Annotated in this window: 25 protein-coding genes; 11 read left to right on the plus strand and 14 right to left on the minus strand. The window is 71.0% G+C overall.

Features of this window, described 5'->3' with window-relative positions; all coding sequences use genetic code 11:
* The first annotated feature begins 27 nt into the window (after positions 1-27).
* The 3 genes from ACIOD2_RS38135 to ACIOD2_RS38145 all read left to right on the plus strand — a co-directional run bounded on the left by ACIOD2_RS38135 (position 28) and on the right by ACIOD2_RS38145 (position 2187).
* Positions 28-1032, plus strand: a complete 1005-nt coding sequence (locus ACIOD2_RS38135) for a phosphoribosylaminoimidazolesuccinocarboxamide synthase (RefSeq protein WP_400549609.1) — start codon at positions 28-30, stop codon at positions 1030-1032.
* Positions 926-1417 carry an NADPH-dependent FMN reductase gene (locus tag ACIOD2_RS38140; protein ID WP_400550646.1) on the plus strand — a complete coding sequence of 164 codons (492 nt, stop codon included), beginning with the start codon at positions 926-928 and terminating at the stop codon, positions 1415-1417. Before ACIOD2_RS38135 ends, ACIOD2_RS38140 begins: the two co-directional genes overlap by 107 nt.
* Before the next feature lie 74 nt (positions 1418-1491).
* A complete protein-coding gene (locus ACIOD2_RS38145) occupies positions 1492-2187 on the plus strand; it encodes a DUF2334 domain-containing protein (RefSeq protein ID WP_400549611.1) in 696 nt (231 codons plus the stop codon).
* Positions 2188-2282: 95 nt separating this feature from the next.
* Here the strand turns inward: ACIOD2_RS38145 and ACIOD2_RS38150 are convergent, their stop codons facing one another.
* A complete protein-coding gene (locus ACIOD2_RS38150; RefSeq protein WP_400549613.1) occupies positions 2283-2897 on the minus strand; it encodes a TetR/AcrR family transcriptional regulator in 615 nt (204 codons plus the stop codon).
* A gap of 90 nt (positions 2898-2987) precedes the next feature.
* Between ACIOD2_RS38150 and ACIOD2_RS38155 the strand changes: the two genes are divergently transcribed.
* Positions 2988-3938 (plus strand): SDR family NAD(P)-dependent oxidoreductase, encoded by a 951-nt coding sequence (locus tag ACIOD2_RS38155; protein WP_400549615.1) that lies wholly within the window; start codon positions 2988-2990, stop codon positions 3936-3938.
* Between the two features lie 20 nt (positions 3939-3958).
* Here the strand turns inward: ACIOD2_RS38155 and ACIOD2_RS38160 are convergent, their stop codons facing one another.
* On the minus strand, positions 3959-4594 hold the full coding sequence (locus ACIOD2_RS38160; RefSeq protein ID WP_400549617.1) for an MBL fold metallo-hydrolase: 636 nt from the start codon (positions 4592-4594) through the stop codon (positions 3959-3961).
* 39 nt (positions 4595-4633) lie between these two features.
* On the minus strand, positions 4634-5572 hold the full coding sequence (locus ACIOD2_RS38165) for a DUF5937 family protein (protein ID WP_400549619.1): 939 nt from the start codon (positions 5570-5572) through the stop codon (positions 4634-4636).
* A gap of 69 nt (positions 5573-5641) precedes the next feature.
* Between ACIOD2_RS38165 and ACIOD2_RS38170 the strand changes: the two genes are divergently transcribed.
* Positions 5642-6778: an MFS transporter gene (locus ACIOD2_RS38170; RefSeq protein ID WP_400549621.1), complete on the plus strand. Its 1137-nt coding sequence runs from the start codon at positions 5642-5644 to the stop codon at positions 6776-6778.
* Positions 6779-6812: 34 nt separating this feature from the next.
* Positions 6813-8309, plus strand: coding sequence for an aldehyde dehydrogenase family protein (locus tag ACIOD2_RS38175; protein WP_400549623.1), 1497 nt, complete (start codon positions 6813-6815; stop codon positions 8307-8309).
* A 252-nt stretch (positions 8310-8561) separates the two neighbouring features.
* On the opposite strand, the gene ACIOD2_RS38180 is transcribed toward ACIOD2_RS38175, so the two are convergent.
* On the minus strand, positions 8562-10142 hold the full coding sequence (locus ACIOD2_RS38180) for a GMC family oxidoreductase (RefSeq protein ID WP_400549625.1): 1581 nt from the start codon (positions 10140-10142) through the stop codon (positions 8562-8564).
* A gap of 161 nt (positions 10143-10303) precedes the next feature.
* Here ACIOD2_RS38180 and purS point away from each other — a divergent pair, with 161 nt between their 5' ends.
* Together purS and purQ are read left to right on the plus strand one after the other, a co-directional pair.
* Positions 10304-10543 (plus strand): phosphoribosylformylglycinamidine synthase subunit PurS, encoded by a 240-nt coding sequence (gene purS, locus ACIOD2_RS38185; RefSeq protein ID WP_086675945.1) that lies wholly within the window; start codon positions 10304-10306, stop codon positions 10541-10543.
* Entirely contained in the window at positions 10540-11217 is a 678-nt protein-coding gene (gene purQ, locus ACIOD2_RS38190; protein WP_400549628.1) for a phosphoribosylformylglycinamidine synthase subunit PurQ, read from the plus strand. Before purS ends, purQ begins: the two co-directional genes overlap by 4 nt.
* Before the next feature lie 87 nt (positions 11218-11304).
* On the opposite strand, the gene ACIOD2_RS38195 is transcribed toward purQ, so the two are convergent.
* From ACIOD2_RS38195 to ACIOD2_RS38205, 3 genes are read right to left on the minus strand one after another with little or no spacing between them, the layout of a single operon-like run.
* Complete coding sequence (locus ACIOD2_RS38195; RefSeq protein ID WP_400549630.1) at positions 11305-11733, minus strand: pyridoxamine 5'-phosphate oxidase family protein; 429 nt, start codon at positions 11731-11733, stop codon at positions 11305-11307.
* 24 nt (positions 11734-11757) lie between these two features.
* Positions 11758-13503, minus strand: a complete 1746-nt coding sequence (locus ACIOD2_RS38200; RefSeq protein ID WP_400549632.1) for an ABC transporter ATP-binding protein — start codon at positions 13501-13503, stop codon at positions 11758-11760.
* Positions 13500-15134 carry an ABC transporter ATP-binding protein gene (locus ACIOD2_RS38205; RefSeq protein WP_400549634.1) on the minus strand — a complete coding sequence of 545 codons (1635 nt, stop codon included), beginning with the start codon at positions 15132-15134 and terminating at the stop codon, positions 13500-13502. Before ACIOD2_RS38205 ends, ACIOD2_RS38200 begins: the two co-directional genes overlap by 4 nt.
* 288 nt (positions 15135-15422) lie before the next feature.
* Between ACIOD2_RS38205 and purL the strand changes: the two genes are divergently transcribed.
* Complete coding sequence (gene purL, locus ACIOD2_RS38210; RefSeq protein ID WP_400549636.1) at positions 15423-17729, plus strand: phosphoribosylformylglycinamidine synthase subunit PurL; 2307 nt, start codon at positions 15423-15425, stop codon at positions 17727-17729.
* A 616-nt stretch (positions 17730-18345) separates the two neighbouring features.
* On the opposite strand, the gene ACIOD2_RS38215 is transcribed toward purL, so the two are convergent.
* Complete coding sequence (locus ACIOD2_RS38215; RefSeq protein ID WP_400549638.1) at positions 18346-18903, minus strand: TetR/AcrR family transcriptional regulator; 558 nt, start codon at positions 18901-18903, stop codon at positions 18346-18348.
* 64 nt (positions 18904-18967) lie between these two features.
* On the opposite strand from ACIOD2_RS38215, the gene ACIOD2_RS38220 reads away from it, so the two are divergent.
* Entirely contained in the window at positions 18968-19891 is a 924-nt protein-coding gene (locus ACIOD2_RS38220; RefSeq protein WP_400549640.1) for an NADP-dependent oxidoreductase, read from the plus strand.
* Here the strand turns inward: ACIOD2_RS38220 and ACIOD2_RS38225 are convergent.
* The 5 genes from ACIOD2_RS38225 to ACIOD2_RS38245 form a co-directional block, all read right to left on the minus strand.
* Complete coding sequence (locus ACIOD2_RS38225; RefSeq protein WP_400549642.1) at positions 19888-20970, minus strand: pentapeptide repeat-containing protein; 1083 nt, start codon at positions 20968-20970, stop codon at positions 19888-19890. The two genes, ACIOD2_RS38220 and ACIOD2_RS38225, sit on opposite strands and share 4 nt — an antisense overlap.
* Positions 20971-20974: 4 nt before the next feature.
* Positions 20975-21895, minus strand: coding sequence for a hypothetical protein (locus ACIOD2_RS38230; protein WP_400549644.1), 921 nt, complete (start codon positions 21893-21895; stop codon positions 20975-20977).
* 174 nt (positions 21896-22069) lie between these two features.
* The gene (locus ACIOD2_RS38235) at positions 22070-22945 is read right to left on the minus strand and encodes a lysozyme (RefSeq protein WP_400549646.1); all 876 of its coding nucleotides are present in this window, start codon (positions 22943-22945) and stop codon (positions 22070-22072) included.
* 194 nt (positions 22946-23139) lie between these two features.
* A complete protein-coding gene (locus tag ACIOD2_RS38240) occupies positions 23140-23982 on the minus strand; it encodes a lysozyme (protein WP_400549648.1) in 843 nt (280 codons plus the stop codon).
* 80 nt (positions 23983-24062) lie between these two features.
* Complete coding sequence (locus ACIOD2_RS38245) at positions 24063-24770, minus strand: type VII secretion system-associated protein (RefSeq protein WP_400549650.1); 708 nt, start codon at positions 24768-24770, stop codon at positions 24063-24065.
* A 56-nt stretch (positions 24771-24826) separates the two neighbouring features.
* Here ACIOD2_RS38245 and ACIOD2_RS38250 point away from each other — a divergent pair, with 56 nt between their 5' ends.
* Positions 24827-25207, plus strand: a complete 381-nt coding sequence (locus ACIOD2_RS38250) for a sterol carrier family protein (RefSeq protein ID WP_400549652.1) — start codon at positions 24827-24829, stop codon at positions 25205-25207.
* 8 nt (positions 25208-25215) lie between these two features.
* On the opposite strand, the gene ACIOD2_RS38255 is transcribed toward ACIOD2_RS38250, so the two are convergent.
* Positions 25216-26049, minus strand: coding sequence for an SAM-dependent methyltransferase (locus tag ACIOD2_RS38255; RefSeq protein WP_400549654.1), 834 nt, complete (start codon positions 26047-26049; stop codon positions 25216-25218).
* Between the last annotated feature and the right edge of the window lie 76 nt (positions 26050-26125).

Raw genomic sequence — 26125 nt, forward strand, 5'->3', positions numbered from 1 at the left:
CGGAGCGTGCCCGTTAGGGTTCAGCGCGTGACACCCCTCCCCAGACACCCCAAGCTCGCCACCGGCAAAGTCCGCGACCTGTACGACGCGGGCGACGACCGGCTCCTCGTTGTTGCTTCCGACCGCATTTCGGCCTTTGAACGTGTATTCGCCACCCCCGTCCCGGACAAGGGACGGGTGCTCACCGCGATGAGCGTGTTCTGGTTCGGCGAGCTCGCCGACGTGCTGCCGAACCACCTCGTCGCGTGCGACGGGCCCGGGGTGCCCGACGCCGTCCGTGGCCGGGCCATGCTGGTCGAGCGGCTCGAGATGCTGCCGGTGGAGGCCGTCGTCCGCGGTCACCTCACCGGCCGCGGGTACGCCGACTACCGCCGTGACGGCGCCGTGTGCGGGCTCGAGCTGCCGAGCGGGCTCGCCGAATCCGCCCGGCTGCCCGAGCCGATCTTCACGCCGTCGACCAAGGCCCGCCCCGGCGAGCCCGACGAGAACATCGACTTCGAGACGTTCGTTTCGATCCTCGGCCGCGCGCTCGCCGAGGAGGTCCGGGAGGCGTCGCTCGAGCTGTACCGCCGCGGCGCCGCACGGGCCGCGGAGCAGGGCCTGCTGCTGGCGGACACGAAGTTCGAGTTCGGCATCGGCAAGCACGGCGGCCTGGTGCTGGCCGACGAGGTGCTGACGCCGGACTCGGCGCGCTACTGGCTCGCCGACGGCCACCGACCCGGCCGTAACCGGCCGGCGTTCGACAAGCAGCACGTGCGTGACTGGCTGACCGACCCGGCTTCCGGCTGGGACTGCGTGTCCCAGCTGCCGCCGTTGCCGCCGGAAGTGGTGACCGCCACGCGCGACCGCTACATCGAGGCTTATCACCGCATCACCGGGCTTTCTTTGGCAGACTGGCCGCGTGATCCTGCTGATCTGCGGCAGCCTGCGAGCAGGCTCGGGCAATGCGGCGGTACTGGGGACCGCCGCGACCCTCACGGAGAGCACGACGTTCACCGGGCTCGGCGAACTCCCGCACTTCAACCCCGATGACGACCGCGACCCGCTGCACCCCGCCGTCGCGGGGCTGCGGACGGCCATCAAGGACGCCGACGCGGTGTTGATCTGCACCCCGGAGTACGCCGGCGGCCTGCCGGGTTCGTTCAAGAACCTGCTCGACTGGACCGTCGGCGGTGGCGAGATCTACGGCAAGCCGGTCGCCTGGATCAACGCGTCGTCCGTCGCGGCGCCGACCGGCGGCCGCGATGCGCACGACTCGCTGCGCAAGGTGCTGACGTACGCGGGCGCCAAGATCGTCGACGAAGCCTGCGCGCGGATCCCTGTTTCGCGCGCGGTGGTCGCCGACGGCCAGGTCTCCGACCCCGACCTGCGCGGCCGCATCGCCGTGGCCGTGCAGCGCCTGCGCGAGGGCGTCTGACCCTTCCGGCAACCGACGCCCGCCCGTTCTGCGCAGTTCACGGGCCGGTCAGACGGGTGCGTCCCAATGATGGGGTGGACGCTCAGTTGCTGGTTTCGCTGTCGGGCATCACCCCGCGCACGCTGCACCGGTGCGCCGATCTCGCGGCCGAGCTCGACCGCCGCAAAGTACCGCTCTCCGTGCTGTACGCCGCTCGCACCGGCGAAGGCCCGGTGACCGAGTGGGTGCGCAACCGCGCCCGCCGTGGTGATTCCGTGCTGCTGCACGGATACGACCACGTCGTCACGCCCACGCACCGCACGGTGTACCTGGGCAAGAAGGCCGAGTTCGCGACGCTTCCGGCACACGAGGCCCGGCTGCGGCTGATCGCCGCGAAGGCCGCGCTGGACGCCGCCGGCCTGGGGGTCGACGGCTTCGCACCGCCGCGCTGGATCGCGTCCCAGGGCACGCTCCAGGCCCTGTCCGAGCACGGCTTCCGCCTGTGCGCGGACCTCGGCGCGGTGCGTGACCTCGTCACCGGCGAGGTGCGCCGCGCCCGTGTCCAGGAGTTCACCAGCCAGTCGCAGCGCACCGAGACGGTCCGCTGTTTCGCGCTGGTGCTGGCTTCCGCGCGGGCGGCGAAGAAGGGCGGCTTGGTCCGGCTGGGCGTCGACGCCATCGACCTCACCCGCCCCGGCCTCCGCCAGGCCCTGCTCGACGCCGTCGACGTCGCGCTGGAGAACCGCGCGTTCGGCGCGACCTACGGTTCGCTGCGCACGGTCGCTGCCTGATCGGTCACGCGGGACGCCATTCGCCGCTTCGCTCTGGAGTTGTCAATCTTCGCCCGGCTCGGGGCCGGGAGCGGAGTCACCTTGGCTCTTGATCGTCATTCCCGGGGATGCGCCGGCTGCGCGTCCAGGAGCACGTCGAGCCGTCCGAAGGCCAGGTCGACCGCCGGAGCGAGTGCGGGAGCGTCGGCTCCGGCGAGCCGGCTCCCGGCCTGGTAGCAGGCGACCGCGATCTGGGCTGCCAGCACCGCGACGTCCCGGGGTGTGCCGCGTTCCAGCAGGACTGCCTCGCCCACCTCGGCGAATCGCTGCAGCTTCCGCGCACTGCGGTCTTTGAGCTCGGGGTTCTGCTCCAAGAGCCGCTGGTGCATCTCGTAGTGCTCGGCATCCGCCGTGGCCTCGGCGCACACGTCGAGCACCAGTCCGCGGACCTGTTCGAGGGCGGTCGAAAGATCCTGTGGCGCCTCGCCCGGTAATGCTCGTTGCCGCTCCGCCAGGTGATCCAGCAGCTGCTGTTCGTCCGAAAACACCACCTCCTGCTTGTCGCCGAAGTACCTGAAAAACGTCGTACGCCCGACCTCTGCGCGCTCCGCGATGTCCGAGACCGTGACCTCGGTGAAGCCGCGTTCCGCGAACAACGCGAAGGCCGCTTCCACGATCTGCTCGCGGGCTTGTTTCTGCTTGCGTTCCCGCAGCGAGGGGCGTTGCTCCATGACCCCACACTAGCGGACCTGGTATCGAGTGCGCTACGGTACCGAGTACCAATTCGAATCGAGTACCTGATCGGATGACGGAGTGACGACATGACCGAACCGACGAGGACACTGCTGATGTCCGGCGCGACCCGGGGCCTCGGCCTGGCCGCCGCCGAACGGCTGCTTCGGGACCACCCGGACCAGCTGCTGCTGATCACCGTGCGCGGCGACGCGGGGCGGCGGATCGCGCGTGACCTGGCCGCGCGGACCGGGAACCCGAACGTCCAGGCGGTGTCCTGCGACCTCGGTTCCCTCGCGGAGGTGCGCGCGGCGGCGGAGACCGTGCGGCGGCGCCTCGCCGCGGGGGAGATCCCGCCGCTGACCGGGTTCCTGGCCAACGCGGGTGTGCAGATGGCGTCGACCACCAAAGCCACAGTGGACGGCTTCGAGGCCACGTTCGGGATCAACGTCCTGGCGAACTACCTGCTGATCCGCCTGCTGGCCGACCGGTTCGAGCCGGGTGCCCGGATCATCGTGACCGGCAGCGAGTCGCACTTCGGCGATTTCCGGCACAACCTCGGCCTCGTCCCGGCACCGCGGTGGACCGATGTGCGAAGCCTCGTGAGGCCGGACAGCGGACCGGAAGCGGAGACCGTCACGGCGGGCCGCCGGGCGTACTCGACCAGCAAGCTGGGGGTGCAGTACCTGGTGCACGCGCTCGCGAGGCGGCTGCCGGACGTCGAGGTCTACGCGTACACGCCACGGTTCGTGCCCGGCACGGGCCTGGCCCGGGACGCGAGCGCGATCCAGCGTTTCGGGTTCCGGTGGTTGCTGCCGCTGTTGTGGGCGACGCCGATCGCGTCGAGCCCGCAGGCGGCGGGAGTGAAACTGGCGGCTGCCATGAGCACACCGCGGCCGGCTGAATCCGGGGCCTACCTCGACCGAGGTGAGGTCGTGCCGTCGTCCGAAGAGTCGTATGACGAGGTTCGAGAGGAGGAGTTGTGGCGTGTGGCGGCCGAATTGTGCGGCGTGCCGGCGGATCCGGCAATGCGGCCCTGAACGGGCACGCCGCACCCGGCTCAGACGGTGGTGAGTCCGCCGCGGTCGAGCACCTTGACCTCGGTGCCCTCGGGCGCGAGGTTCCCGAACAGGCCGTAGTGCAGGGCCGGGTTGGCCAGCACGGCTTCGTGGATCGGCACGGCGAGTCGCGGCGCCACCGCGCGCAGGTAGTCGACGGCTTCGCCGGCCTTGAGCCACGGCGCGCCGGTCGGCAGGCCGAGGACGTCGATCTTCTGCTCGGGCACGAAGAACGAGTCGCCGGGGTGGAAGAACGCGCCGTCGTCGAAGACGTAACCGATGTTGGGGATCGTCGGGATGTCGCTGTGGATCACGGCGTGCTCACCGCCGACGGCCTTGATCGAGGTGTCGCCGACCGCGAACGCGTCACCGACGTTGGCGATGTCGAACTCGACCCCCAGCTTTTCGACGGCCTCGACGGAACCGGGGTCGACGATCAGCTTCGCGCCGGGATTGGCTTCGAGCACCTTCGGCAGCCGCTCGACGTCGAGATGGTCGAAGTGCTGGTGGGTGATCAGCACGGCGGACAGTTCACGCTCGCGCTCGAAGTCCGTGGAGAACGCGCCGGGATCGATCAGGATCCGCTCGGAGCCGGTCTCCAGCAGGACGCAGGCGTGTCCGAAATGGACGATACGCATCGATGAATCTCCTTCACGGGTGGGCGGATTCCAGCCTAGTCAGAGTTCGCCGCGGAGCAACGCCTCGCCGAGTCCGGTCCGCCGGTAGAGGACCCGGTGCCCGGTGCGCTCCGACGTCAGAAGCCCGGCCGCGCGCAACGCGGTCAGGTGCGCCGACACCGTCGCCGGGGCGAGCCCGAAGCGGTGCGCGAGGTCGGCCGTCGCGGCAGGGTCGTCCAGGGTCGCCAGCAGCAGCGCCCGTGTCCGGCCGAGCACCTCGGCCAGCGGCTCCGGCGGCGCCGTCGCCGAAGCCCACAGGGACGCGACGCCGCGAGCGGGGTAGAGCAGCGAGACCTGCCACGGCGGCACGGTCACCACCCCGACGTTCGGCCACGCGAACACCGCCGGGATGAACAGGAGCCCGCGGGAGTCGATCTCGAGCCGTTCGTCGGAACGGACGTCGACGAACACCGACGTGCCGGTCAGCCGCACCTGCGGGTGGAGCCCGGCCAGCATCGCGGCGATGCCCCCGGAACCGAGCAGCCGCGTCCGGTACGCGATGTCGGCCGCCAGGAGTTCGCGCAGCTTCGGCCACTGCGGCGCGAGCAGCGCGTTCCAGACGGTTTCGAGCTGGTCGGCCAGCAGGTCCCGCGCGGCCGCCGGGTCGGCCGGCAGCAGTGAAAGGTCGGCGTCGACCATCGCCAGCTCCAGCGCGACCTGGTGCGGCGGGGTTTCGCGGACCACGCGCAGCTGGGCGCGGGCCGTTGTTTCCGGCCCCTCGGGTGGCGGGCTCAGAAACTCGGTGATGTAGTGCCGCGCGCTCAAGACCGCCGACAACTCGGGGACGTCGAGTGCGGGCGCCGTGGACACCCACGGCAGGTGCGCCGGGTGCCCGCGGAGGCCGAGCAGCGTCTGGACGGCGCCGAGCACTTCTTCCAGCGGCGAGATCGCGAAACGGACGCGCTGGCTGCCGGCCGCGGTCAGGACCAGCTCGATCATGGCGACCTCAGGATTCGCTTGTGCCCGAATCAGTATGGCGCAAAACCGTCGCTGTAAGAGCGTGCTGACATGTCGTTGTTCACCCATCGCGCCTACTGGCGCTGGTCGGCGGGCGTCCAGCTCGCCCGGCTCCCGGCGACCATGGCGCCGCTCGCGTTCACCCTGCTGACCACGGCCACCACCGGCTCGTACCGGCTCGGTGGGGTGCTGATGTCGGTCTACGTCGTTGCGGAGATGGCCGGGGCGGTGCCGGTCGGGCGGCTGATCGACCGCGTCGGCGTCACGCGCGGCCTGCCCGCGCTGCTGCTCCTCACGGCCGCCGGGTTCGGGGTGCTCGCCTTCGCCGCGTCCGCCGGCGCGCCGAACGCCGTGCTGCTCGCGCTGGTCCTGCTGCCCGGCGTCGCGGCGGGCGCGTTGTCCGGCGGGTTCCGGACGCTGCTCGCGGACACCGTCGACGACGACCTGCTGCCGCGGGCCATCTCCGTCGACGCGATGCTCCTGGAGGGGGTGCTCATCGGCGGTCCGGCGCTGGTCGCGCTGCTCGACCTGGCCGGTTCGCTCGTCCCGCTCATCGCGATGGCCGCCGCCTGCGTGTGCGCCGCCGTGCTCGTCCCGCGGCACGGGGGTGAGCGCGAACAGGTGGATTCCGCGCCGTCTCCCGGGGCCGGCGGTTATCTGCCGTGGCTGTGCTGCGCGTTCACCGTCGGGCTCCTGCTGTCGACGATCGAGGTCGCGCCGCTGCCGCTCGTCCAGCGGCTCGGGGCTCCCGACACGGCCGCGCCGATCGTGATCGTGGTGCTGAGCGGCGCGAGCATCCTGGGCAGCGCGCTCTACGCGTGGCGCGGCAAGACCGGCGACCCGCGGCTGTTCCTCGGCGGGTTCGTCCTCGGTGGACTCGCCCTCGCGGGCGACTTCGGCTGGCCGGGATTGCTCGCGTCCGTGGCCGTGATCGGCGGGTGCACCGGCCCGCTCGTGGCTGCGACCTCGGTCAACCTGCAGCGGCTGCTGCCGAAGAACCGCAGGTCGGCGGGGTTCTCGCTGTCGTTCACCGTGCAGGCGTGCGGCTTCGGGCTGGGCTCGCTGGCGGTCGGCGTCCTGCCGTTGTGGCTCGCGCCGGTGTTCGGTGTCTTTGCTGCGGCCATCGCCGGTGCAATGCTGGTGGCGAAGCCCGCGGGCGCTATTGGCACCACGTCAGTAACGTCGTAACCTGGGCTGAACCGCGAACTTACGGGAGACGCCGATGACTGCCGTCCAGCCGAAGCCGACGTCCCTCGGCGAGACCTTCGACTCGCTGAGCCCGGCGACCGACGAGGTTGTCGGAACCTACCCCGTGCACAGCGCGGAAGACGTGCAGGCCGCCGTCGCGCGGGCCCGTGTCGCGGCGCTGTGGTGGGCGGACCTCGGTTTCGCCGGGCGCGCGGAGCGGCTTCGCGGCTGGAAGGGCGTGCTGACCCGCCGGCTGGCCCAGCTGTGCCAGGTGGTGCGCGACGAGACCGGCAAGCCGATCGCCGACGCGCAGCTCGAGAGCGTCCTGGCCATCGAGCACATCGCGTGGGCGGGCAAGCACGCGAAGAAGATCCTCGGCAAGCAGAAGCGCTCGGCCGGGCTGCTGATGTCGAACCAGGCGGCCACCGTCGAGTACCGGCCGCTCGGCGTCGTCGGCGTGATCGGCCCGTGGAACTACCCGGTGTTCACGCCGCTGGGCTCGATCGCCTACGCGCTCGCTGCCGGCAACGCCGTGGTGTTCAAGCCCAGCGAGTACACCCCGGGCGTCGGGAAGTGGCTGGTCGACGCGTTCGCCGAGATCGTCCCGGAGCAGCCGGTGCTCCAGCTGATCACGGGCTTCGGCGAGACCGGCGCGGCCCTGGTCGGCGCCGGCGTCGACAAGATCGCCTTCACCGGCTCGACGGCCACCGGCAAGCGCATCATGGCCGCGGCGGCCGAGACGCTGACCCCGGTCGTCATCGAGGCGGGTGGCAAGGACCCGGTGCTGGTCGACGCGGACGCCGACCTCGACGCCGCGGCCGACGCGACGGTCTGGGGCGCGTTCTCCAACTCCGGTCAGACCTGCATCGGCGTGGAGCGGGTGTACGTCCACGAGAAGGTCCACGACGAGTTCGTCGCGAAGGTCGTCGAGAAGTCGAAGGACGTGCGCGCGGGTTCGGACGAGGCCGCGCAGTACGGCCCGGTGACGATGCCCTCGCAGCTCGGCGTGATCAAGCGGCACATCCAGGACGCCCTGGCTCGCGGTGGCAAGGCGGTCCTCGGCGGCGAGGATTCCGTCGGAGACCGGTACGCCCAGCCGACGGTCCTGATCGACGTCCCGGAGGACTCCGAAGCGGTCACGGAGGAGACGTTCGGCCCGACCGTGACGATCGCGAAGGTCCGCGACATGGACGAGGCGATCGACAAGGCGAACAGCACGAAGTACGGCCTGGGCTCGACGGTCTTTTCGAAGTCCCGCGGCGTCGAGCTGGCGGAGAAGCTGCGCACGGGCATGACCTCGATCAACGCGCCGCTGTCGTTCGCGGGCATCGCGTCCCTGCCGTTCGGCGGAGTCGGCGACTCGGGCTTCGGCCGCATCCACGGCCCGGAAGGCCTGCGCGAGTTCGCCCGCACCAAGGCCATCGCCCGCCAGCGCTTCACGGCCCCGCTGACCCTGACCTCGTTCACCCGCAAGGAATCCACGGACGCCTTGGTGGTCAAGCTGGTGACCATCCTCCACGGCAAGCGCTGACCGGTCCGGGGTTGTGGACAACTCGGCTCCACAACCCCGGAACTGTCGGTACCCCTCGGTAAACTGGATACCGGGGGCGGCGGCCCAGCTCGCGCGATTCCGGCTCCCGCCGATCGGCCGGGCGCGGTAGAACCACGCAAGCCGAACCGGCGGCCGCTCAATCGACAGGGCCGGTCGCAGCCGCGGCGACGACGGCGAACTGAGGCGGCCGTGACCGTGGCGCAGCAGAGCACCACGGTCCGCGGCCGAACCTCACCGCCCCCGGATCAGGTCCGCCGCCTTCTCCGCCACCATGATCGTCGGCGCGTTCGTGTTCCCGCGCGGCACCACCGGCATCACCGACGCGTCCACCACCCGCAGTCCCTCGACCCCGCGCACCCGCAGCTGCGGGTCCACCACGGCGTGCTCGCCCGTGCCCATCGCGCACGTCCCGACCGGGTGGTACAGCGTCTGGCTGTTCTCGCGGACGTGTTCGGCGAACTCGGCGTCGGTCAGATCGTGCCGATCCGGCAGGAACGGCTTGTCCAGGAACTTCGTGAGCGGCCCGGCGCGACCGATCTCGACGAGCGCCTTCAGCCCGGCGACCATCACGTCCATGTCCTTCGAGTCCGCGTAGTACGCCGGGTCGATTTCCGGCTTCCACAACGGGTTCGCCGACTTCAGCCGCAGCCGGCCGCGGCTGGCGACGTCGACGACGGTGGCCGCGGACGTGAAGCCGGCCACGGTCGGCTCGCGCAACCCGTTGTCGTAGAAGAGCGTCGGCGCGACGTGGATCTGCATGTCCGGCGCGGGCAGGCCGTCGCCGGTCGGGAAGAACGCGCCCGACTCGGCGATGGTCGAGGTCAGCGGCCCGCGCTTGGTCAGCTGGTAGCGGACGAGACCGGCAGGCGTCGCGGCGTCGACCAGGTCGGTGGTGCCGCGGGTCGACCAGGTGATCCCGCACGCCGGGTGGTCGTGCAGGTTCTCGCCGACGCCGGGCAGCGCGACGACGACGTCGACGCCGTGCTCGCGCAGGTGCTCGGCGGGGCCGACGCCCGAGACCATCAGCAGCTGCGGCGAGTTGACCGCACCGCCGCTGAGCAGCACCTCGGCCGACGCGTGCGCGGTGCGCTCGACCCCGCTGTCCAAATAGGACACTCCGACGGCGCGGGTGCCCTCGAACACGATCCGGGTGGCCTGCGCGCCGGTCTTCACCGTGAGGTTCGGCCGGTCCATCGCCGGGCGCAGGTAGGCGTCGGCGGTCGACCAGCGGCGGCCCTTCTTGCAGGTCACCTGGTAGAGGCCGGCGCCCTCCTGGCTCTCGCCGTTGAAGTCGTCGGTGCGCTTGAGGCCCCACGCGACGGCGGAGTCGACCCAGGCGCTCGACAGCTCGTGGGTGAACCGGCGGTCCTCGACGTTCAGCGGGCCGTCGGTGCCGTGCAGTGGCCCGCCGTGCCGCTGGTTGGCCTCGGCGCGCTTGAAGTACGGGAGGACGTCGTCCCAGCCCCAGCCCTCGGCGCCGTGGGAATCGCGCCAGCCGTCGTAGTCGGCGCGGTTGCCGCGGATGTAGAGCATCGCGTTGATCGACGAGCAGCCGCCGAGCATCTTCCCGCGCGGCCAGTACGCCGGCTTGCCGGTGTGCTTCTGCTCGACGGTCTCGTAGTTCCAGTCCCACCGGGTCTTGAACAGGGACGGGAAGGCGGCCGGGATGTGGATTTCGTCGGCGGTGTCCTCGCCGCCCGCTTCCAGCAGCAGGACGTGCGCCGCCGGATCCTCGGTGAGCCGGTTCGCCAGCACGCACCCGGCGCTGCCCGCACCGACGATCACGTAGTCATAGGAGTCCTGGACGGCCACGGTGCCTCCACTCGCTGTTGGCGCGATGTCAACGACTCATCATGGCGCAGCTCGGCGCCCGCGGCCAGTCTAGGTTTCCCGGCGGCCCCCGCCGCCCGCCGGACCGGGTGAACTATGCTCGCCGGGTACCCACGACCTGCGTGAATAAGGAGCAGCCTGCCGTGGCCCGAGTCGTCGTCGACGTCATGCCGAAGCCCGAAATCCTCGACCCGCAGGGACAGGCCGCGCTCGGCGCCGCCGGCCGTCTCGGCTTCACCGGGATCAAGGAGATCCGCCAGGGCAAGCACTTCGAGATCGAGGTCGACGACACCGTCGACGACGCGACACTCGAGAAGATCGCCGAAGGCTTCCTCGCGAACCCGGTCATCGAGCAGTGGACCATCACACGGGTTGACGCGTGAGCGCGCGCATCGGCGTCATCACCTTCCCCGGCACCCTCGACGACGGCGACGCGGCCCGCGCGGTCACGTACGCCGACGCCGAGGCGGTGCCCCTGTGGCACGCGGACGAGGACCTGCGCGGGGTCGACGCGGTCGTCGTCCCGGGTGGCTTCTCCTACGGCGACTACCTGCGCGCGGGCGTGATCGCCCGGTTCGCGCCGGTCATGACGTCGGTGATCGAGGCGGCGCGGGCCGGGATGCCGGTGCTCGGCATCTGCAACGGGTTCCAGATCCTCTGCGAGGCAGGCCTGCTGCCGGGCGCGATGATCCGCAACCAGGGCCTGCACTTCATCTGCCGCGACCAGTGGCTGCGCGTCGAGAACACCGACACCGCGTGGACCACCCGGTACGAGCAGGGCGCCGAGATCCTCATCCCGATGAAGAACATCGACGGCTGCTACGTGGCCGAGCAGTCCACTTTGGACGTGCTCGAGGCCGAGGGCCGTGTCGTGTTCCGGTACGTGGGCGGCAACCCGAACGGGTCGCGCAACGACATCGCGGGCATCCGCAGTGAAAACGGCCGGGTCGTCGGGCTCATGCCGCACCCGGAGCACGCGATCGACGCGCTGACCGGCCCGTCGGACGACGGCCTGGGCATGTTCTTCAGCGCGGTGGACGCGCTGATCAAGGCTTGAGGCCGGGCGGCGCCCCCCGGTGATCATTCTACCGAGGGGCGCCGACAGTTCCGGGCCGGTGGACGCGGGTTGTCCACAGGCCAGGGCTCAGCTCTTGCTCTGGTCGTTCGACAGCCACTTCTCCGGCCGCACGCGCACTAGCACCGAGTGTGGGCCCAGCGCCGAGTCGACGTACGCCGTCGCCTGGTCCGTGGGCCAGTCCCGGCCGGCGATCCGCAACGCCTGCTCGCGCGTCGGCGGCTCGTCGTTCGCGATCACCGGGCCCTCCACCGTGACGTACTTGTACGGCGGTGTCTCGTCCTGCGCGGCCAGGCTCAGCCGGCCCGCCGCACGGATCGCACGATCCTTGACCGTGTCGCGTTCCATCCAGATCAGCAGCTCGCCGCCGGGTGAATAGTCGTACCAGACCGGGACCGCCAGCGGTGCTCGTCCCGCGCGTTCCACCGCCAGCACCCCGACGTGCACCCCGCTCAGGAACGCCTCGCGCTCCGAAGCCGTCATGACGAACGACGACATTTCGTTCCTCCTTCGAAGGGCAACTCAGCTCGCGGCCGCCACCAGCCGGGCGTACGAACCCCCGGCCGCCAGGAGCGAGGCGTGCGGGCCCAGCTCCGTGATGCGGCCGCCTTCGACCACCGCGACGCGGTCGGCCGCCGCGGCCGTGTGCAGGCGGTGGGCAATCGCGATCACCGTGCGCCCGGCCAGCACGCTGTTCAGTGAGCGCTCCAGGTCACGCGCCGAGCCCGTGTCCAGCAGCGACGTCGCCTCGTCGAGCACCAGCGTGTGCGGGTCCGCCAGCACGACGCGGGCCAGCGCCAGCTGCTGCGCGACCGACGCCGGTACCGGGTGGGCGCCCGAGCCGATCTTCGTGTCGAGACCGTCCGGCAGCGTCGCGACCCAGTCGGACGCGCCCGCCGACGCCAGTGCCGACGTCAGCTCCTCGTCCGTCCAGTCGCCCTCCGCGCGACGCGCCGGGAGCGCCAGGTTCTGCCGCAGTGTTCCCGAGAACACGTGGTGCTCCTGGGTCAGCAGCAGCACCTCGCCGCGCAGGATGTCGTCCGCCAGCGCCGAGACGTCCTGGCCGCCGATCCGCACCGAGCCCGACGACGGCGTCGCGATGCCGGCCAGCAGCCGGCCAAGCGTCGACTTGCCCGCGCCGGACGGCCCGACGATCGCCAGCCGCTCGCCACGCGGGACGCGCAGGTCGATGCCGTGCAGCACCTCGCGGTCGGCGGTGTAGGCGAACCGGACATCGTGAACGTCGATGTCGCGCCCGCGCGGCACCTGCGTGACCTTCGGTGCCTCCTCGGCCGCCGCCTCGCGGATGCCCAGGATCCGGCGGGCCGCGGCCGCCGCGACCTGCAGGTCCTCGAGCCAGAACAGCGCCTCGTTCAGTGGAGCCGCCATCGCCTGCATGTACAGCAGCATGGTGGTGATCTCGCCCAGCCCGGCCCAGCCGCGCGTGTAGGCCAGCAGCCCGAGCGGCAGCATCACGGCCAGGGGCAGCACGTAGCTGATCTCCAGCGACGGCAGCCACCGCATCTGCAGCGCCCGCATCCGGCGTTCGCCGAGGATGCCCTGGTCGAGCGCGTCGTGCGCGGTCGTGACCCGGCGTTCGGTCAGGCCGAGCGCCTCGATCGTGCGGGCGCCCTCCGCCGTCTCGTGGACGCTGGTCGTCAGGTCCGCCCAGCGGTCCAGCATCCACTGCATCCGCGCCGGGATGCGCCGCTGGTACCAGACGTTGACGCTCACCAGCAGCGGCACCGCGACCAGCAGGCCCAGCGCCAGCAGCGGCGACGTCAGCACCATCGCGACGACCGTGAGCACCACCGTCACCGTCGCGACCAGGATTTCCGGCGCCGCGAACCGCGCCGCGTGGTCGATCCGGCCGAGGTCGGTCGTGGCCCGGCTGAGCAGGTCGCCGGTGCCGGCCGCCTCGACCGTGCCGAGCGGCAGCTGCAACGCCGTCCCGACGAACTCCTCGCGGGTCTCGGCCAGCACCAGCTCGGCGAACACCGCCCCGCGCAGCCGCGCGATCTTCCGCGCCACGGCCTGCAGCAGCAGGATCACGACGAACACCGCCGCGAGCACGTCGACCTCGACGGTCGTGGTGCCCGCCGCGACGTCGTCGACCAGCTTGCCCAGCAGCTGCGGCCCGGCCAGCCCGATGAGCGTCGACAGGCAGAGCGCGCCGAGCAGCAGCCCGAACTCGCGCTTGTGGGCCGCCGCCGTCTTCAGCGCCCAGCGGCGGACGTCCCGCCGGGACGCCGTGGGAAGCCGCTTCACACCGTCACCCCCTTCGCCGTGCAGACCTCGTCGGCCACGTGTGTCCACAGTGGACTTTGACTGAACACCACCGTCGTCTTGCCGCGCCTCAGCTCGGCGACGCGCTCGGTGATCCGGGCCTCCGTGTGCGCGTCGACCGCCGACGTCGGCTCGTCCAGCACCAGGACGTCCGCGTCCACCGCCAGCGCGCGGGCCAGGTTGAGCCGCTGCCGCTGGCCGCCGGACACCTCGCGACCACGTTCGCCGATCACCTCGTCGACGCCGTCGGGCAGCGCCTCGACGATGTCGTCGGCGTCCGCCGCGAACAGCGCCTCGGTGGTACTGACGCTGCCCGGGCGCGCCGGCGCGAGCTGCTCGCGCAGCACGCCGGAGAACCAGATGTCCTGGTTGTGCGCGTAGACGATCCGCCGTCGCAGCTCGGCGAGCGCGACTTCGTCCGCCCGGACGCCGCCGATCAGCACCTCCTCGCCGTCGGCCGCGTCGGCGAACCGGGCCAGCCGGTCGGCCACCGCCTCGCCGTCGGCGCCGAAGTCGACGACCGTCAGCCGCCCGGCGGGGACGCGCACGCCTGACTCGGTGTCGACCAGCTCCAGCGGCCCGTCGGGCAGCCGCACCGGCGTCTCCGGGTCGGCCAGCTTCGGGCGCAGTGCCAGCAGCGCCGCCACCTTCCGCGACGCCACCAGCGCGGAGGTGATCGCCCCGACCGCCTCCGTCGCGGTCGAGACCGGCCAGATGAGGAACGCCGAAACGCCGTAGAACGCCACGAGCTGCCCGATGCCGATCGCACCCTCTACGGCCAGCCGCGCGCCCAGCCAGGTGATCACCACGGTGACGAGCCCCGGCAGCGCGACCTCCGCCGCGGCCAGCCAGCCTTCGGCCTTGCCGACCTCGACACCGGCGCCCCGGACCCGCTGGCTCGCCTCGTGGAACCGGGCGAAGAACCGGCGTTCGCCGCCGATGCCGCGCAGGATCCGCAGGCCGGACACGATGTCCGCGCCGAGCGCGTTGACGTCACCACGCTGCTCGCGCTGCGCCGCCTTGCGCTTCTGCAGCGGCGCGAGCAGCGGCCCGATGCCCAGCACCGCGAGCGGCACGCCGACCAGGGCGATCACGCCGAGCAGCGGCGACGTCGAGATCAGCCACGCCGCGACCACGACGAACGCCAGCATGGAACCGAACGCCCGGCCGCCCATCGCGGTGGCGTTGCCGATGTGGTTGACGTCGGTGGTGGTGATCGCGACGAGGTTGCCGGTGGTGGTCTTTTCGCGCAGGCCGGCGCCGACGCGCGTGGTGTGCGCCGACACGGCCCGCTGGGTGGCGCCCGCGCCGTGCATCCACAGGGCGTAGTCGACGAAGTGCAGCCAGGTCCCGGACAGGGTTTGCACGACCCCGAGCGCGGCCGCGGCCAGCGCCCAGCGCCAGACTCCCGCCCCGTCGTTCGCGGTGATGGCGCCGATGCCCTGGCCGATCACCAGGGGCAGCAGGGCGCCTGGCAGCGCCCACACGACACCGATCGAGGCCGCGCCCAGCACCGTGCCGAGCCGGGCTCGGAACACGGCGAGCAGGAAGCGGCTCGCGGTCGGCCGTGCGGGCAGCCGCAGCGGCGGAAAGGGATATGTGGCGGAAAGCACGATTCCCGACGGTAAGCCGACGACCCGGGGTTGGCGACCGATTTTCCCGCGCCCGCCTGCGGCCGCGTCTCCGCTCGGTGGTCGCGCACCGGACCCGTCGCCCGTCTGCCGCAGTCCCGGATCAGCCGATCCGGGACCGGAAAAGCTACTCCGCGCGGGCCTTCCGCCGCGGCTCCCGAGGGATCTTCGCCCACTCGGGTTGTCTGCTCCGTCACACCCGGAAGGCCGCGATCCGGTGGGGCGGCCCAGTGTCCGGGGCACCCGGGCCCGGCACGTATCCTGGCGGCCGTGGCGAACCCTGACACGGACACCGTGACCAGCACCGTTGACACCACCGAGCGGGCCGGGGCGACCCCGGACCACACCCAGCCCTATCGCGAGCTCGGGCTCGCCGACGACGAGTACGCCCGCATCCGGGAAATCCTCGGCCGCCGGCCCACCGACGCCGAGCTGGCCATGTACTCGGTGATGTGGAGCGAGCACTGCTCCTACAAGTCCTCCAAGAAGCACCTGCGCTACTTCGGCGAGACCGCGACCGACGAGATGAAGGCCAAGATGCTGGCCGGCATCGGCGAGAACGCGGGCGTCGTCGACATCGGCGAGGGCTGGGCGGTCACCTTCAAGGTGGAGAGCCACAACCACCCGTCCTATGTGGAGCCCTACCAGGGCGCCGCGACCGGCGTCGGCGGCATCGTGCGCGACATCATGGCGATGGGCGCGCGGCCGCTCGCGGTGGCCGACGCGCTGCGCTTCGGCCCGGCCGACGCCCCCGACACCAAGCGCGTGCTGCCCGGTGTCGTCGCCGGCGTCGGCGGTTACGGCAACTGCCTCGGCCTGCCGAACATCGGCGGTGAGCTGGTCTTCGACCCGTCCTACTCGGGCAACCCGCTGGTGAACGCGCTGTGCGTCGGCGCGATGCGCGTCGAGGACCTGCACCTGGCCTTCGCGTCCGGCACCGGCAACAAGATCATCCTGTTCGGCGCCCGCACCGGCCTCGACGGCATCGGCGGCGTTTCCGTCCTGGCGAGTGACACCTTTTCGGGTGACGAGTCGTCGGGCGGCCGCAAGAAGCTCCCGAGCGTCCAGGTCGGCGACCCGTTCACCGAGAAGGTGCTCATCGAGTGCTGCCTCGAGCTGTTCGCCCAGGACCTCGTGGTCGGCATCCAGGACCTCGGCGGCGCCGGGCTGTCCTGCGCGACGTCCGAGCTGGCCGCGGCCGGCGACGGCGGCATGCACGTCTACCTCGACCGGGTTCCGTTGCGCGCCACCGGGATGACGCCGGCCGAGGTGCTCTCCAGCGAGTCGCAGGAGCGCATGTGCGCCGTCGTCTCGCCGGAGAACGTCGAGGCGTTCATGGCGGTCTGCCGCAAGTGGGACGTCATCGCCACCGACATCGGCGAGGTCACCGACGGCGAGCACCTGGTGATCACCTGGAACGACGAGGTCGTCGTCGACGTCCCGGCGCACACCGTGGCCCACCAGGGCCCGGTTTACGACCGGCCGATCGAGCGACCGTCCTTTCAGGACGCATTGATCGCCGACACGTCGGCTTCGCTGCCGCGTCCGTCCACTCCGGACGAACTGCGCGCGGACGTGTTGCGTCTCATTTCCTCGCCCAACCAGGCGTCGAAGGAATGGGTGACGTCGCAGTACGACCGTTACGTGCGCGGTAACTCGGTGCTGTCGCAGCCGTCCGACTCGGGCATGATCCGGATCGACGAGTCGAGTGGCCGCGGCGTCTCGGTGGCGACGGACTGCAACAGCAAGTTCGTCTACCTCGACCCGTACCGCGGCGCGCAGCTGGCGCTGGCGGAGGCGTACCGCAACGTGGCGACCGGCGGCGCGACCCCGGTCGCGGTGTCGGACTGCCTGAACTTCGGCGCGCCGACCGACCCGGGGGTGATGTGGCAGTTCGAGCAGGCCGTGCACGGCATCGCGGACGGCTGCGTCGAGCTGGGCATCCCGGTCACCGGCGGCAACGTGAGCTTCTTCAACCAGACCGGTTCGACGGCGATCCTGCCGACGCCGGTGATCGGCGTCCTCGGCGTGATCGACGACGTCACCCGCCGCATCCCGACCGGCATCGGCGCCGAAGCGGGCGAAACCCTGCTGCTGCTGGGCGAAACGCACGACGAGCTGGACGGCTCGGCGTGGGCCCGCGAGCTGCACGGCCACCTCGGCGGCGTCCCGCCCCGCGTGGATCTCGCCCGCGAGAAGCTGCTGGCGGACGTCCTGGTGGCGGGCTCCCGCGACGGCATGATCTCGGCGGCACACGACCTCTCGGACGGCGGCCTGATCCAGGCATTCGTCGAGACCGTCCTCATCGGACAGTGCGGCGCCCGGGTCTTCCTCGACAGCGACCAGGACCCGTTCGTCCAGCTGTTCTCCGAGTCGTCGGGCCGCGTGCTGGTGGCGGTCCCGCGCACGGAGGAGCTGCGCTTCACGGAGATGTGCACCGCGCGCGGCCTCCCGTGGCGCAAGACCGGCGTGGTCGACCCGGAGTCGGGCACGCTGGAGCTGCAGGACATCACGGAGTTCACGCTCGACGAGCTCCGCACCGCTTGGGAGAAGACGCTTCCGGCTCTGTTCGACTGACGCGGATCCCGGCTTGTCCACAGCTTGGTTTTGGTTGTGGACAGGTCGGGGTTTGTCTTGCGGTCGCTGGGGTTTGCTTCCTGCCACACCGTCTGCGCGAGGACGCCTCGGCTCCGTTGGACTGACGCGGGGTCCCGGGCCTGTCCACAGGCTGGCTCGATTGTGGACAGGTCGGGTCTCGTCGAGTGATCACGGGGGTTTCGTCGCTGCCCGCCGATAGACTGGACCCGGGGACGCCCCCCGGGAAGGGTGGGGGCTGCTCAGCTCGACGCGGTGATGGCCCGCAGGACTGCCGGCCGGGGCGTATTTCGGGTCAAGTGTCGCAGTGATGCTGCTCTGGCCTCTGCCGCGCAGAGTGCTGAACGTCGGGTTGTGCAGGTGGTCCGGGACCTGTGCCGGGGCGGACGGGTGGATCCTCTCGGTGAGTGCTTCGCGGACCCCGTGCAGCCGGCTCTTGATTTCCCGTGGCGGCGCAGATAGTGGCATGGCCGCGGGGCTGGTGCCGACGGGTGGGTTGCGGAAACCCGTGCGGTGGCGGAGAAGCCACGGTCTCGGATGATCAGCCCAAGGAGCAGACCCCGCCCGCAACGGCACGACTGCCGAAAGGCCGGGCTGCTCAGCTGGACGCGGTGATGGCGCGCAGCTCCGCCGCCCCAGTCGCGAGCAGCCGTGCGAAGTCGGTGTCCTCGCCGGCCAGCCAGCGCTCGGTGGCCAGGCGCAGCACGGCCATACCGGCGTCGGTCGCCAGCCGGGCCGTCGGGCGGTCGCAGCCGCGCTGCTCCAAGGCCGCGGTGAGTGCTTCGGACAGTGACACCAGCTTGATCAGTTCGCGTTCCTGCAACGGCGGGTTCGCCGCGATGACCGCCGCCCGTTCGTCCAGGAACTCCTGTGGCCGCAGCACTTCCGGCGTCACGGCGAACGCGGCCAGCAGCGTCGGCAGCGCGTCGATGCCCGCCGGGACTGCGGCGATCGCGGCGACGAACCGCTCCTCCAGCTCGTCCCCGGCGAAGAGCACCTCGCGCTTGTCGCTGAACCAGCGGTAGAACGACCGCTCGGTGAGGTTCGCGCGCCGCGTGATCTGCGCGATCGTCGTGCGGTCGTAGCCCTGCTCGGTGAACAGGTCCAAGGCAGCCCGCTCGAGCCGGCCGCGCGTGTTGCCTTCCCAGCGAGCCATGGCCCGAGTCTAACGACAACAGATGCTGTCGTCACTCTGGTAGCGTGAGTGACGACAGCATCTGTTGTCATCACTCCCGGAGGAGACCCATGCGCACCCTTCGTTTCCACGAGCACGGCGACCCGCAGGACGTCCGGCGCCTGGACCTGGGCAGATCCGCGTCGCCGTCCAGGCCTGTGGGCTGACCCCGGCGGACTGGGCCCTCTGCGGCGGGCTCTTCGCCGGCGACCTGCCGCGCGGGATCGGGCTCGAGGTGGCCGGCACGGTCGACGCGCTCGGTGACGGCGTGACCGGCGTCGGCATCGGTGACGCGGTGTTCGGCCCGGTGCCGTTCCGGGGCCCGACCGCCGGCGCGTCGGAACAGGCCCTGCTCGACGTCTGGTTCCCGCGGCCGCCGGCGCTCGACCCGGTCGACGCGGCCGCGCTGCCGATGGCGGTCGAGACGGCTTACCGCGGGCTGGACGTCCTCGGCGTCCGGGCCGGCACCACCGTGCTCGTGCACGGCGCCGGTACCACGGTCGGGTACGCCGCGGTGCAGATCGCGATCGGGCGCGGCGCGCGGGTGATCGCCACCGCCGGCGAGACCTACGCCGACGCCCTGCGCGCCGTCGGCGCCGACGTCACGGGTTACGGCGACGGTTTGCCCGAGCGGGTCCGCGCCCTCGCGGGCGGCCCGGTCGACCTCGTCCTGGACACGGCGCCGGTCAGCAACGCGTTGCCAGGCCTCATCCGCACCGTCGAGGCGCCGGACCACGTGCTGACGCTCAGCGACTTCGCGGCGGCCAACGAGCTGGGCACCCGCGGCGGCGGGCCCGACGCCCACGCCGAGCTGCGCACGGACGTCCTCGGCGAGTACGCCCGGCTGGCGGCCGAGGGACGCTTCTCGGTCCCGGTCGCCCGGACGTTCCCCCTGGAGGACTGGCGCACGGCCGCGAAACTGAGCCAGTCCGGGCAGGCACGCGGAAAGCTCGTCCTGAAGATCGGCTAGTGCTCGGCGGCGACGATCCGTTCTTCGCCGTCGCGCAGCTCTTCACTCGCCCATCCGGGAGGCAGCTGAACGTCCTTTTCGGACAGGACGCGCGTGTTGTACAACGAGACCGCCTCGGGCAGCGACGCGAACCGCAGGTCGGTCTGGCCCTCGAAGCGGGTTCGGCGCAGGTCGATTTCGGTGGACACGATGACGTCGGTGAAGTCCGCCGCCTTCGCGAACTTCGCGTCCTTGAAGGTCGTCCTCCCGGCGAACGTCGTCTTCGTGAAGTCCGCGTCCTCGGCGAAACTCGTCCCGCTGAACCACGCGTGGCTCTCGAAAACGGCGCCACGGCAACGGAAGTAGCCCACCAGCCGGCTGCGCTCGGTGCCCGCGGCGGTGAGGTACACACGGCCCTTGAAGCGGCAGCCGCTGAAGTTCGTGCTGCTGCGCAGCGACGCGTACCGCAGGAGCAGGCCGCCGACCAGCTTGCCCGAGAGGTCGAAGTACTCCAGCGTCGCGCCGGTGAGATCCAGGTCGTACGCCGGGGCGTCGTCGTCGCGCTCGGGCAGCAGGTCGGTGACCAGCCGTTGCGCCGTCAGCCGGACGGTGAGTTCGCGTTCGCCCTCCGGATCTCCCGCTTCCGACGAGTCCGACGAGTCTCGCTCGAACGAGAAGGGCCGCCGAAGGTAGGAGCACAGCACGTCCAGCACCGTCTGCGTGTACGACGGCCGGTTGCGGGCCAGGCCCGCCAGTGCGTGCAGCGCCCCCACCCGCACCTGGTCGGCGGCGTGGCCGAGCAGCTCGACGGCCTTCGCGAACCGCTCGTCCGCCACCCGCTCGCGGTCCTGCTCCGCACGCTGCGACTCGAGTTCGTGCCGCTGCCGCTCGATGTCCTGACGTCGTTCCTCGACGCGGCGGCGCCGATCGTTCAGCCACAGCGCGTACAGCGCCACGACCGCGCCGCCGGCCAGGCCGCCGGTCTTCAGCGCGTCACTGCGGCTGGTGGCGGGGTCGGTCAGCAACCAGCCGCCGACCCCGAGCAGCAGCACCAGTGACGCGGCGAACGTCCACGCCAGCGGTGATCGCCACGGTTTCACCAGTTCAGGACACCAGCATGGTGCTGACGCAGAAGCCCTTGTCGTCGAAGTTCGTCGCGCTCAGCGTGCCCTTGACGGACTTGCCGGCGGACGTGCCCGTGACCTGGCCCTCGACCAGGAACTCGTCGTCCGGCACGTCACCGAGCTCCAGCTGCAGCGGCGACTTGAGGAACGTCTTGAGCCACGAGTCGAGCAGGTCCTTCGAGTCCGAGCAGCCCATGGCGATCGCGGCCTGGTTGTCACCGGCGTTCAGCTTGTCGATGAACCCCTGCAGCACGACCTTGCCCTGCGTCGCGCCCGAGCCACCGCCCGGCGTCGACGTCTTGGTGCTCGGCGTCGTCGACTTCCTGGGGGTGGTCTTCGGCGTCGACGGCTTCGACGAGGAGCTCGAAGCCGGGGCCGCCGTGTTGTTGCTGTCCTTCGACAGGAAGAACCCGGGCGCGACGAAGCCGGTGATGCCCAGGCCGGCCAGCACCAGCACCACGACGGCGCCGATGGCGATCCACATCCCGGTCTTGCTCTGCTTCGGCGGCGCCGGCGGCCCGCCGAAGCCCTGCCCGTAGCCACCCTGCTGGTCCCAGCCGGACATCTGGCCGCCCGAGTTCGGGTCCCACGCCTGGCCGTACTGCTGCGCGTTCGGGTCCGCCCACGCCTGCTGCTGCTGGGCGTTCGGGTCGGCCCAGGCCTGCTGCTGGTTGGGGTCGCCCCAGCCCTGCTGCTGCGGGTAGCCGCCCGGCTGCTGGTAGCCCTGCTGGTTCGGGTCCCAGCCCTGCGGGTACTGCTGCGTCGGGTACGGCTGTTGCTGCTGGTTGGGGTCCCAGCCGCCCTGCTGGGGGTACGGCTGCTGCGGGAACCCGCCGGACTGCGGCTGCTGGCCGTAGGGGTCGGGCTGGCCGGGCTGGCCCGGCTGAGGCGGGTACGTCATGGGTCATGCCTTCCGGGCGCTGGGTGTTCGTGCGCATCCGACGCCCGGCGGACGCGAGCGGTTCCCCCAGGACGTCGTGAGCAGCATTCTGCAAGCTCGGACGGTACGGCATGAAACCGGCTCCCGGCCGTGACGACGCGAAGTCGTCACAACCGGGAGCCGGAGTGGAGTGGATCAGCCGTTGGCGAGGGCCTGGAGCCGGTCGATGGCACCGTTGAAGGTGTCCTGGTCGAGCGGGCTCGAGGTGTACTGCCAGACGGTGTAGAAGCCCCAGTTGTAGGGCAGGGCGCCGACCGACGACGAGTACCGCGCGACCCACAGCGGGGCCGTGCTGGAGAAGTCGGCGCTGACGCACTGGTTCCACCAGCTCTGGGACGTGTAGATCACGGGCCAGCGGCCGGTCTTGGCGTGGTAGGTGTCGTGGAAGTCGAGGATCCACGACGTCATCGCCGCCTGGCTCAGCCCGTAACAGGTGGCGCCGTACGGGTTGTACTCCATGTCCAGGGCGCCGGGCAGCGTCCTGCCGTCCTTCGACCAGCCGCCGCCGTGGGCGAGGAAGTAGTTCGCCTGGGCCGCGCCGCTGGCGGTGTTCGGGGTGGCGAAGTGGTAGGCGCCGCGGATGAAGCCCTGGTTGAACGAGCCGTTGTACTGCTGGGCGAAGTACGGGTTGGTGTAGCTGGTGCTTTCGGTGGCCTTGGTCCAGACGAACCGCTTGCCCTGGTTCCACCAGCTCGCCCAGTCGACGTTGCCCTGGTAGCTGGCGACGTCCATGCCGGCCACCGTGGCCAGCACCTGGCCGGGGATGGCCTGGCCGGGCTGCGGCTGCTGCGCGGCCTTCTGCGTTTCCGGCGTCGACTTGTCACCCTCGACGCGCCGGATCTGCGAGCCCATGTCGTGGTTGTGCACGGCGATGTCCGCGTTGATCGCGGTCACCGGGTCGACCTCCGGGGAGAAGGTCGCGGCCGTCGCCTGGACCGTGCTGCCGAGCAGGAGCAGCGTGGCGGGGACGACCAGGGCAGCGAACAGCCGCCCTCTTCGGGAAGTGGACATCGTTGAATCCCTTCACAGATACCCTCGCTGAGGACGGCTTACTGCAGGTAGCCGCCCGCGCACGATTGTTAGCGACGCACCCGGGGTTTGTCACTCAGTTCCGTGAAATTGGGTATACGTGTGGGTGATTTTCTCGGGAAGTTGATCGTCAATTGGTGACTGGTTAACACCTATTACCGATAACGCTAAGCCGTTCAGCCCAGTGCGAGCGCCCGCAGGCGGTCGGCCGCGCCGTTGAACCAGTTCTGGTCGCCGGGCAGCGTGCCGCGGTCGGCGAACTGCCAGATCGTGTGCACGCCCCAGCCGGCCGGCAGCTCGCCGACGTAGGTGTTGTAGCGGGCGATCCAGAGCGGGTTGGCGCCGAAACCGCCGTTGTTCGCGGTGCACCGTTTCCACCAGCTGGTCGACGTGTAGATCGTCGGGTACCGGCCGGTGGCCGCGCGGTAGGTCTCGGAGAAGTCGCTGAGCCACCGGACCATGCCGGCGGCGTCCTTGCCGTAACAGGTTTCGCCGTACGGGTTGTACTCCGCGTCGAGCGCGCCCGGCAGGGTCCGGCCGTCGGCCGACCAGCCACCGCCGTGGGCCAGGAAGTAGCGTGCCTGCGACGCGCCGTCGGAGACGTCCGGCCGGGCGAAGTGGTAGGCGCCGCGGATCAGCCCGGCGTCGTAGGACCCGTTGTACTGCTGGGCGAACTGCGGGTTGACGAAGCCGGTGCCCTCGGTCGCCTTGACGTAGACGAACTTCGCGCCCGACCCGGCCGCGCCGCGCCAGTCGACCGGGCCCTGGTGGCCGCTGACGTCGTGGCCGAGCTGCTGGTCGTCGGCCGCGTACAGCACGTCCGGCAGGGCTTCGATGCCCTCGACCTTGGCGATCTGCGAGCCCGCGTAGTGGTCTTCAGCGCCCTCGTAGAGGTCGATGGCCTTGGCGGGCGTCTGCCCGGCGACCAGGAGTGCGGCGGCGGCGAGGAGCGGCAGCGAACGGCCTCTTGGTGAACGGCCCAGCACCCTCTTGCCCCCCACCTGTCCCGTGAGTCTCATTGAGCCTCACGATGCACCCGCGTCGCCGGATCGGCTACCCGGTGACACTCGAAAGTGTGAGGGGCTGGAGGGTGCCGCCGTCAGCGCTGCTGCTCGTCGGCCAGGGCCTTGAGCAGGTGCTCCGCGGGCACGACGGCGGTGATCAGGTCGTGCGGGTTGATGGCGACCGGGTGACCACCCAGAAGGCTGACGATGTCGCGGCCGACCACGGCCCGCGCGTGCGGCCACTCGCGCGGCACCAGTGTCTTGCGCGTGTACGCGGGCACCATGACCCGGCCGTCGGTGTTGTGGAAGCCGATCACCGTGCGCTGCACCGGCGACATCGCGTAGACGAACAGCGTCGAGTCGAGGACGACCTTCGGCAGGTCCGACGGCGGGCGGTGCTCGGTGCGGACGAGCTGCAGCAGCTGCTCGAGGTCGTTCGACGGCTCCGGGAACCCGAGCGCCTTGGGCGAGGGCCGGTAGCGGTCGTTGGGGTGGAAGTCGGCCACGACGTCACCGGTGCCGTTCACCGGGTACGCGCCGACGACCGCCCACGACGGCACCGGGCCGTTCGGGTCGAAGGCCTCGTCGATGACGTAGAGCCAGCTGTTGGGGTTGGCGCGGGCGTTCGCACGCATCTCCTCGGTGATCTCGGGCGTGCCGTGCTTGCCGGAGCGCCGGGCCTGCTGGCCGCCGCGCCGCGCCGGACGGCTGTGCTTGCCGTGCTTCCCGGGGCGTTCGGCTCCGCTTCCGGTGGGCTGCTGCGAAACCATCCGATCTGCCTCGTCCCGCTGCGCCATCGTCATCCCCACGTTCTCGGGTGTGCCTGAAAACTCTTGGTGCGCCACTCTACTGTTTGCCCATGGCCTCTTCGCGTTCGGTCGACCCCGGACAGTTACGTGCGGCGGTGCAGGCGATTTCCCCGTGGCTGCAGGGGGACGCGCCGGATCCCGCGCGCGCCGAGCTCGCGGCCGCGGTCCGGCTCAGCCTGCGCGCGCTCGCGGCCGACGCCCCGGGCCGGACGGTCGAGGTCCGGGTGCCGCCGTTCGCCGCGGTGCAGTGCGTGGAAGGGCCGCGCCACACGCGCGGCACCCCGCCGAACGTGATCGAGACGGACCCGCGCACGTGGCTGGAACTCGCCACGGGCCTACTGGACTGGACCACTGCGGTGGCCGGCGGCCGGGTGTCCGCTTCGGGCACCCGGGCCGACCTCTCGCAGTGGCTCCCGCTGGTTCGCGTCTAGCCGCCGGGTTACGGCTTGCGGCCGACGCCGCCGGCGATGGTGCGCTGCGCGACGTTGAGCTCCTTGAGGCGCGGGCCGTCCGGCCACCAGTCGGCGCACAGGGTCACGCCGGGATCGACCATTTCGAGGCCGGGGAACAGTTCCTCGATCTCCTGCTGCGTCCGGAACGTGCCCGAGCCCATCGGGCTGTGCACGAAGAAGTCCTCCATGCGGCGCGCGGTGGCCGAGTCGTCGTTCTGCGGGTCGAAGAAGTGGCTGAGCCCGACGAAGGAGCCCGACGGCAGCGCGTCGACGTACTGCCGCATGATCTCCGCCGGCCGCTTCCGGTCGCCGTTGTAGTGGTGCAGGGTGCCCATCTGCAACATGATCAGCGGCTGGGTGAAGTCGATGTGCTCGCGCACGACCTCGTTCTCGAGGATCCGCTCCGGCTCGAAGATGTCCTCGGCGACGAAGTGGGTGTGCTCGTTCTCCTCCAGCAGCGCGCGGCCGTGGGCGAGCACGACCGGGTCGTTGTCGACGTAGACGACGCGGGTCTCCGGGTTGATCCGCTGGACGACCTGGTGGGTGTTTTCGGCGGTCGGCAGACCGGACCCCAGGTCGAGAATCTGGGTGATACCCGTTTGGCCCGCGAGGAACCGGCACGCACGAATGAGGAAACCGCGGTTTTCGAAGGCCAGGTCCTGCGCTTCGGGAGCGGCCTGCTGCACCTTGTGCAGGACCTCCCTGTCGATCTCGTAGTTGTCCTTACCCAGCAGAAACGCGTCGTAGACCCGCGCGATGCTGGCCCGGGTCGGGTCGACTCCAACGGGAACTCGTTCGGTCCGGGTCGCGGCGTCGGGCATCTTGAACCTCGCAAGTTCTGTGTCGAAAGTCTCGTACTCTACGTAGAGTAGGACTACACACGCATGCGGTAAACCG

The organism is Amycolatopsis sp. NPDC088138 (assembly GCF_044741685.1).
GTDB lineage: Bacteria > Actinomycetota > Actinomycetes > Mycobacteriales > Pseudonocardiaceae > Amycolatopsis.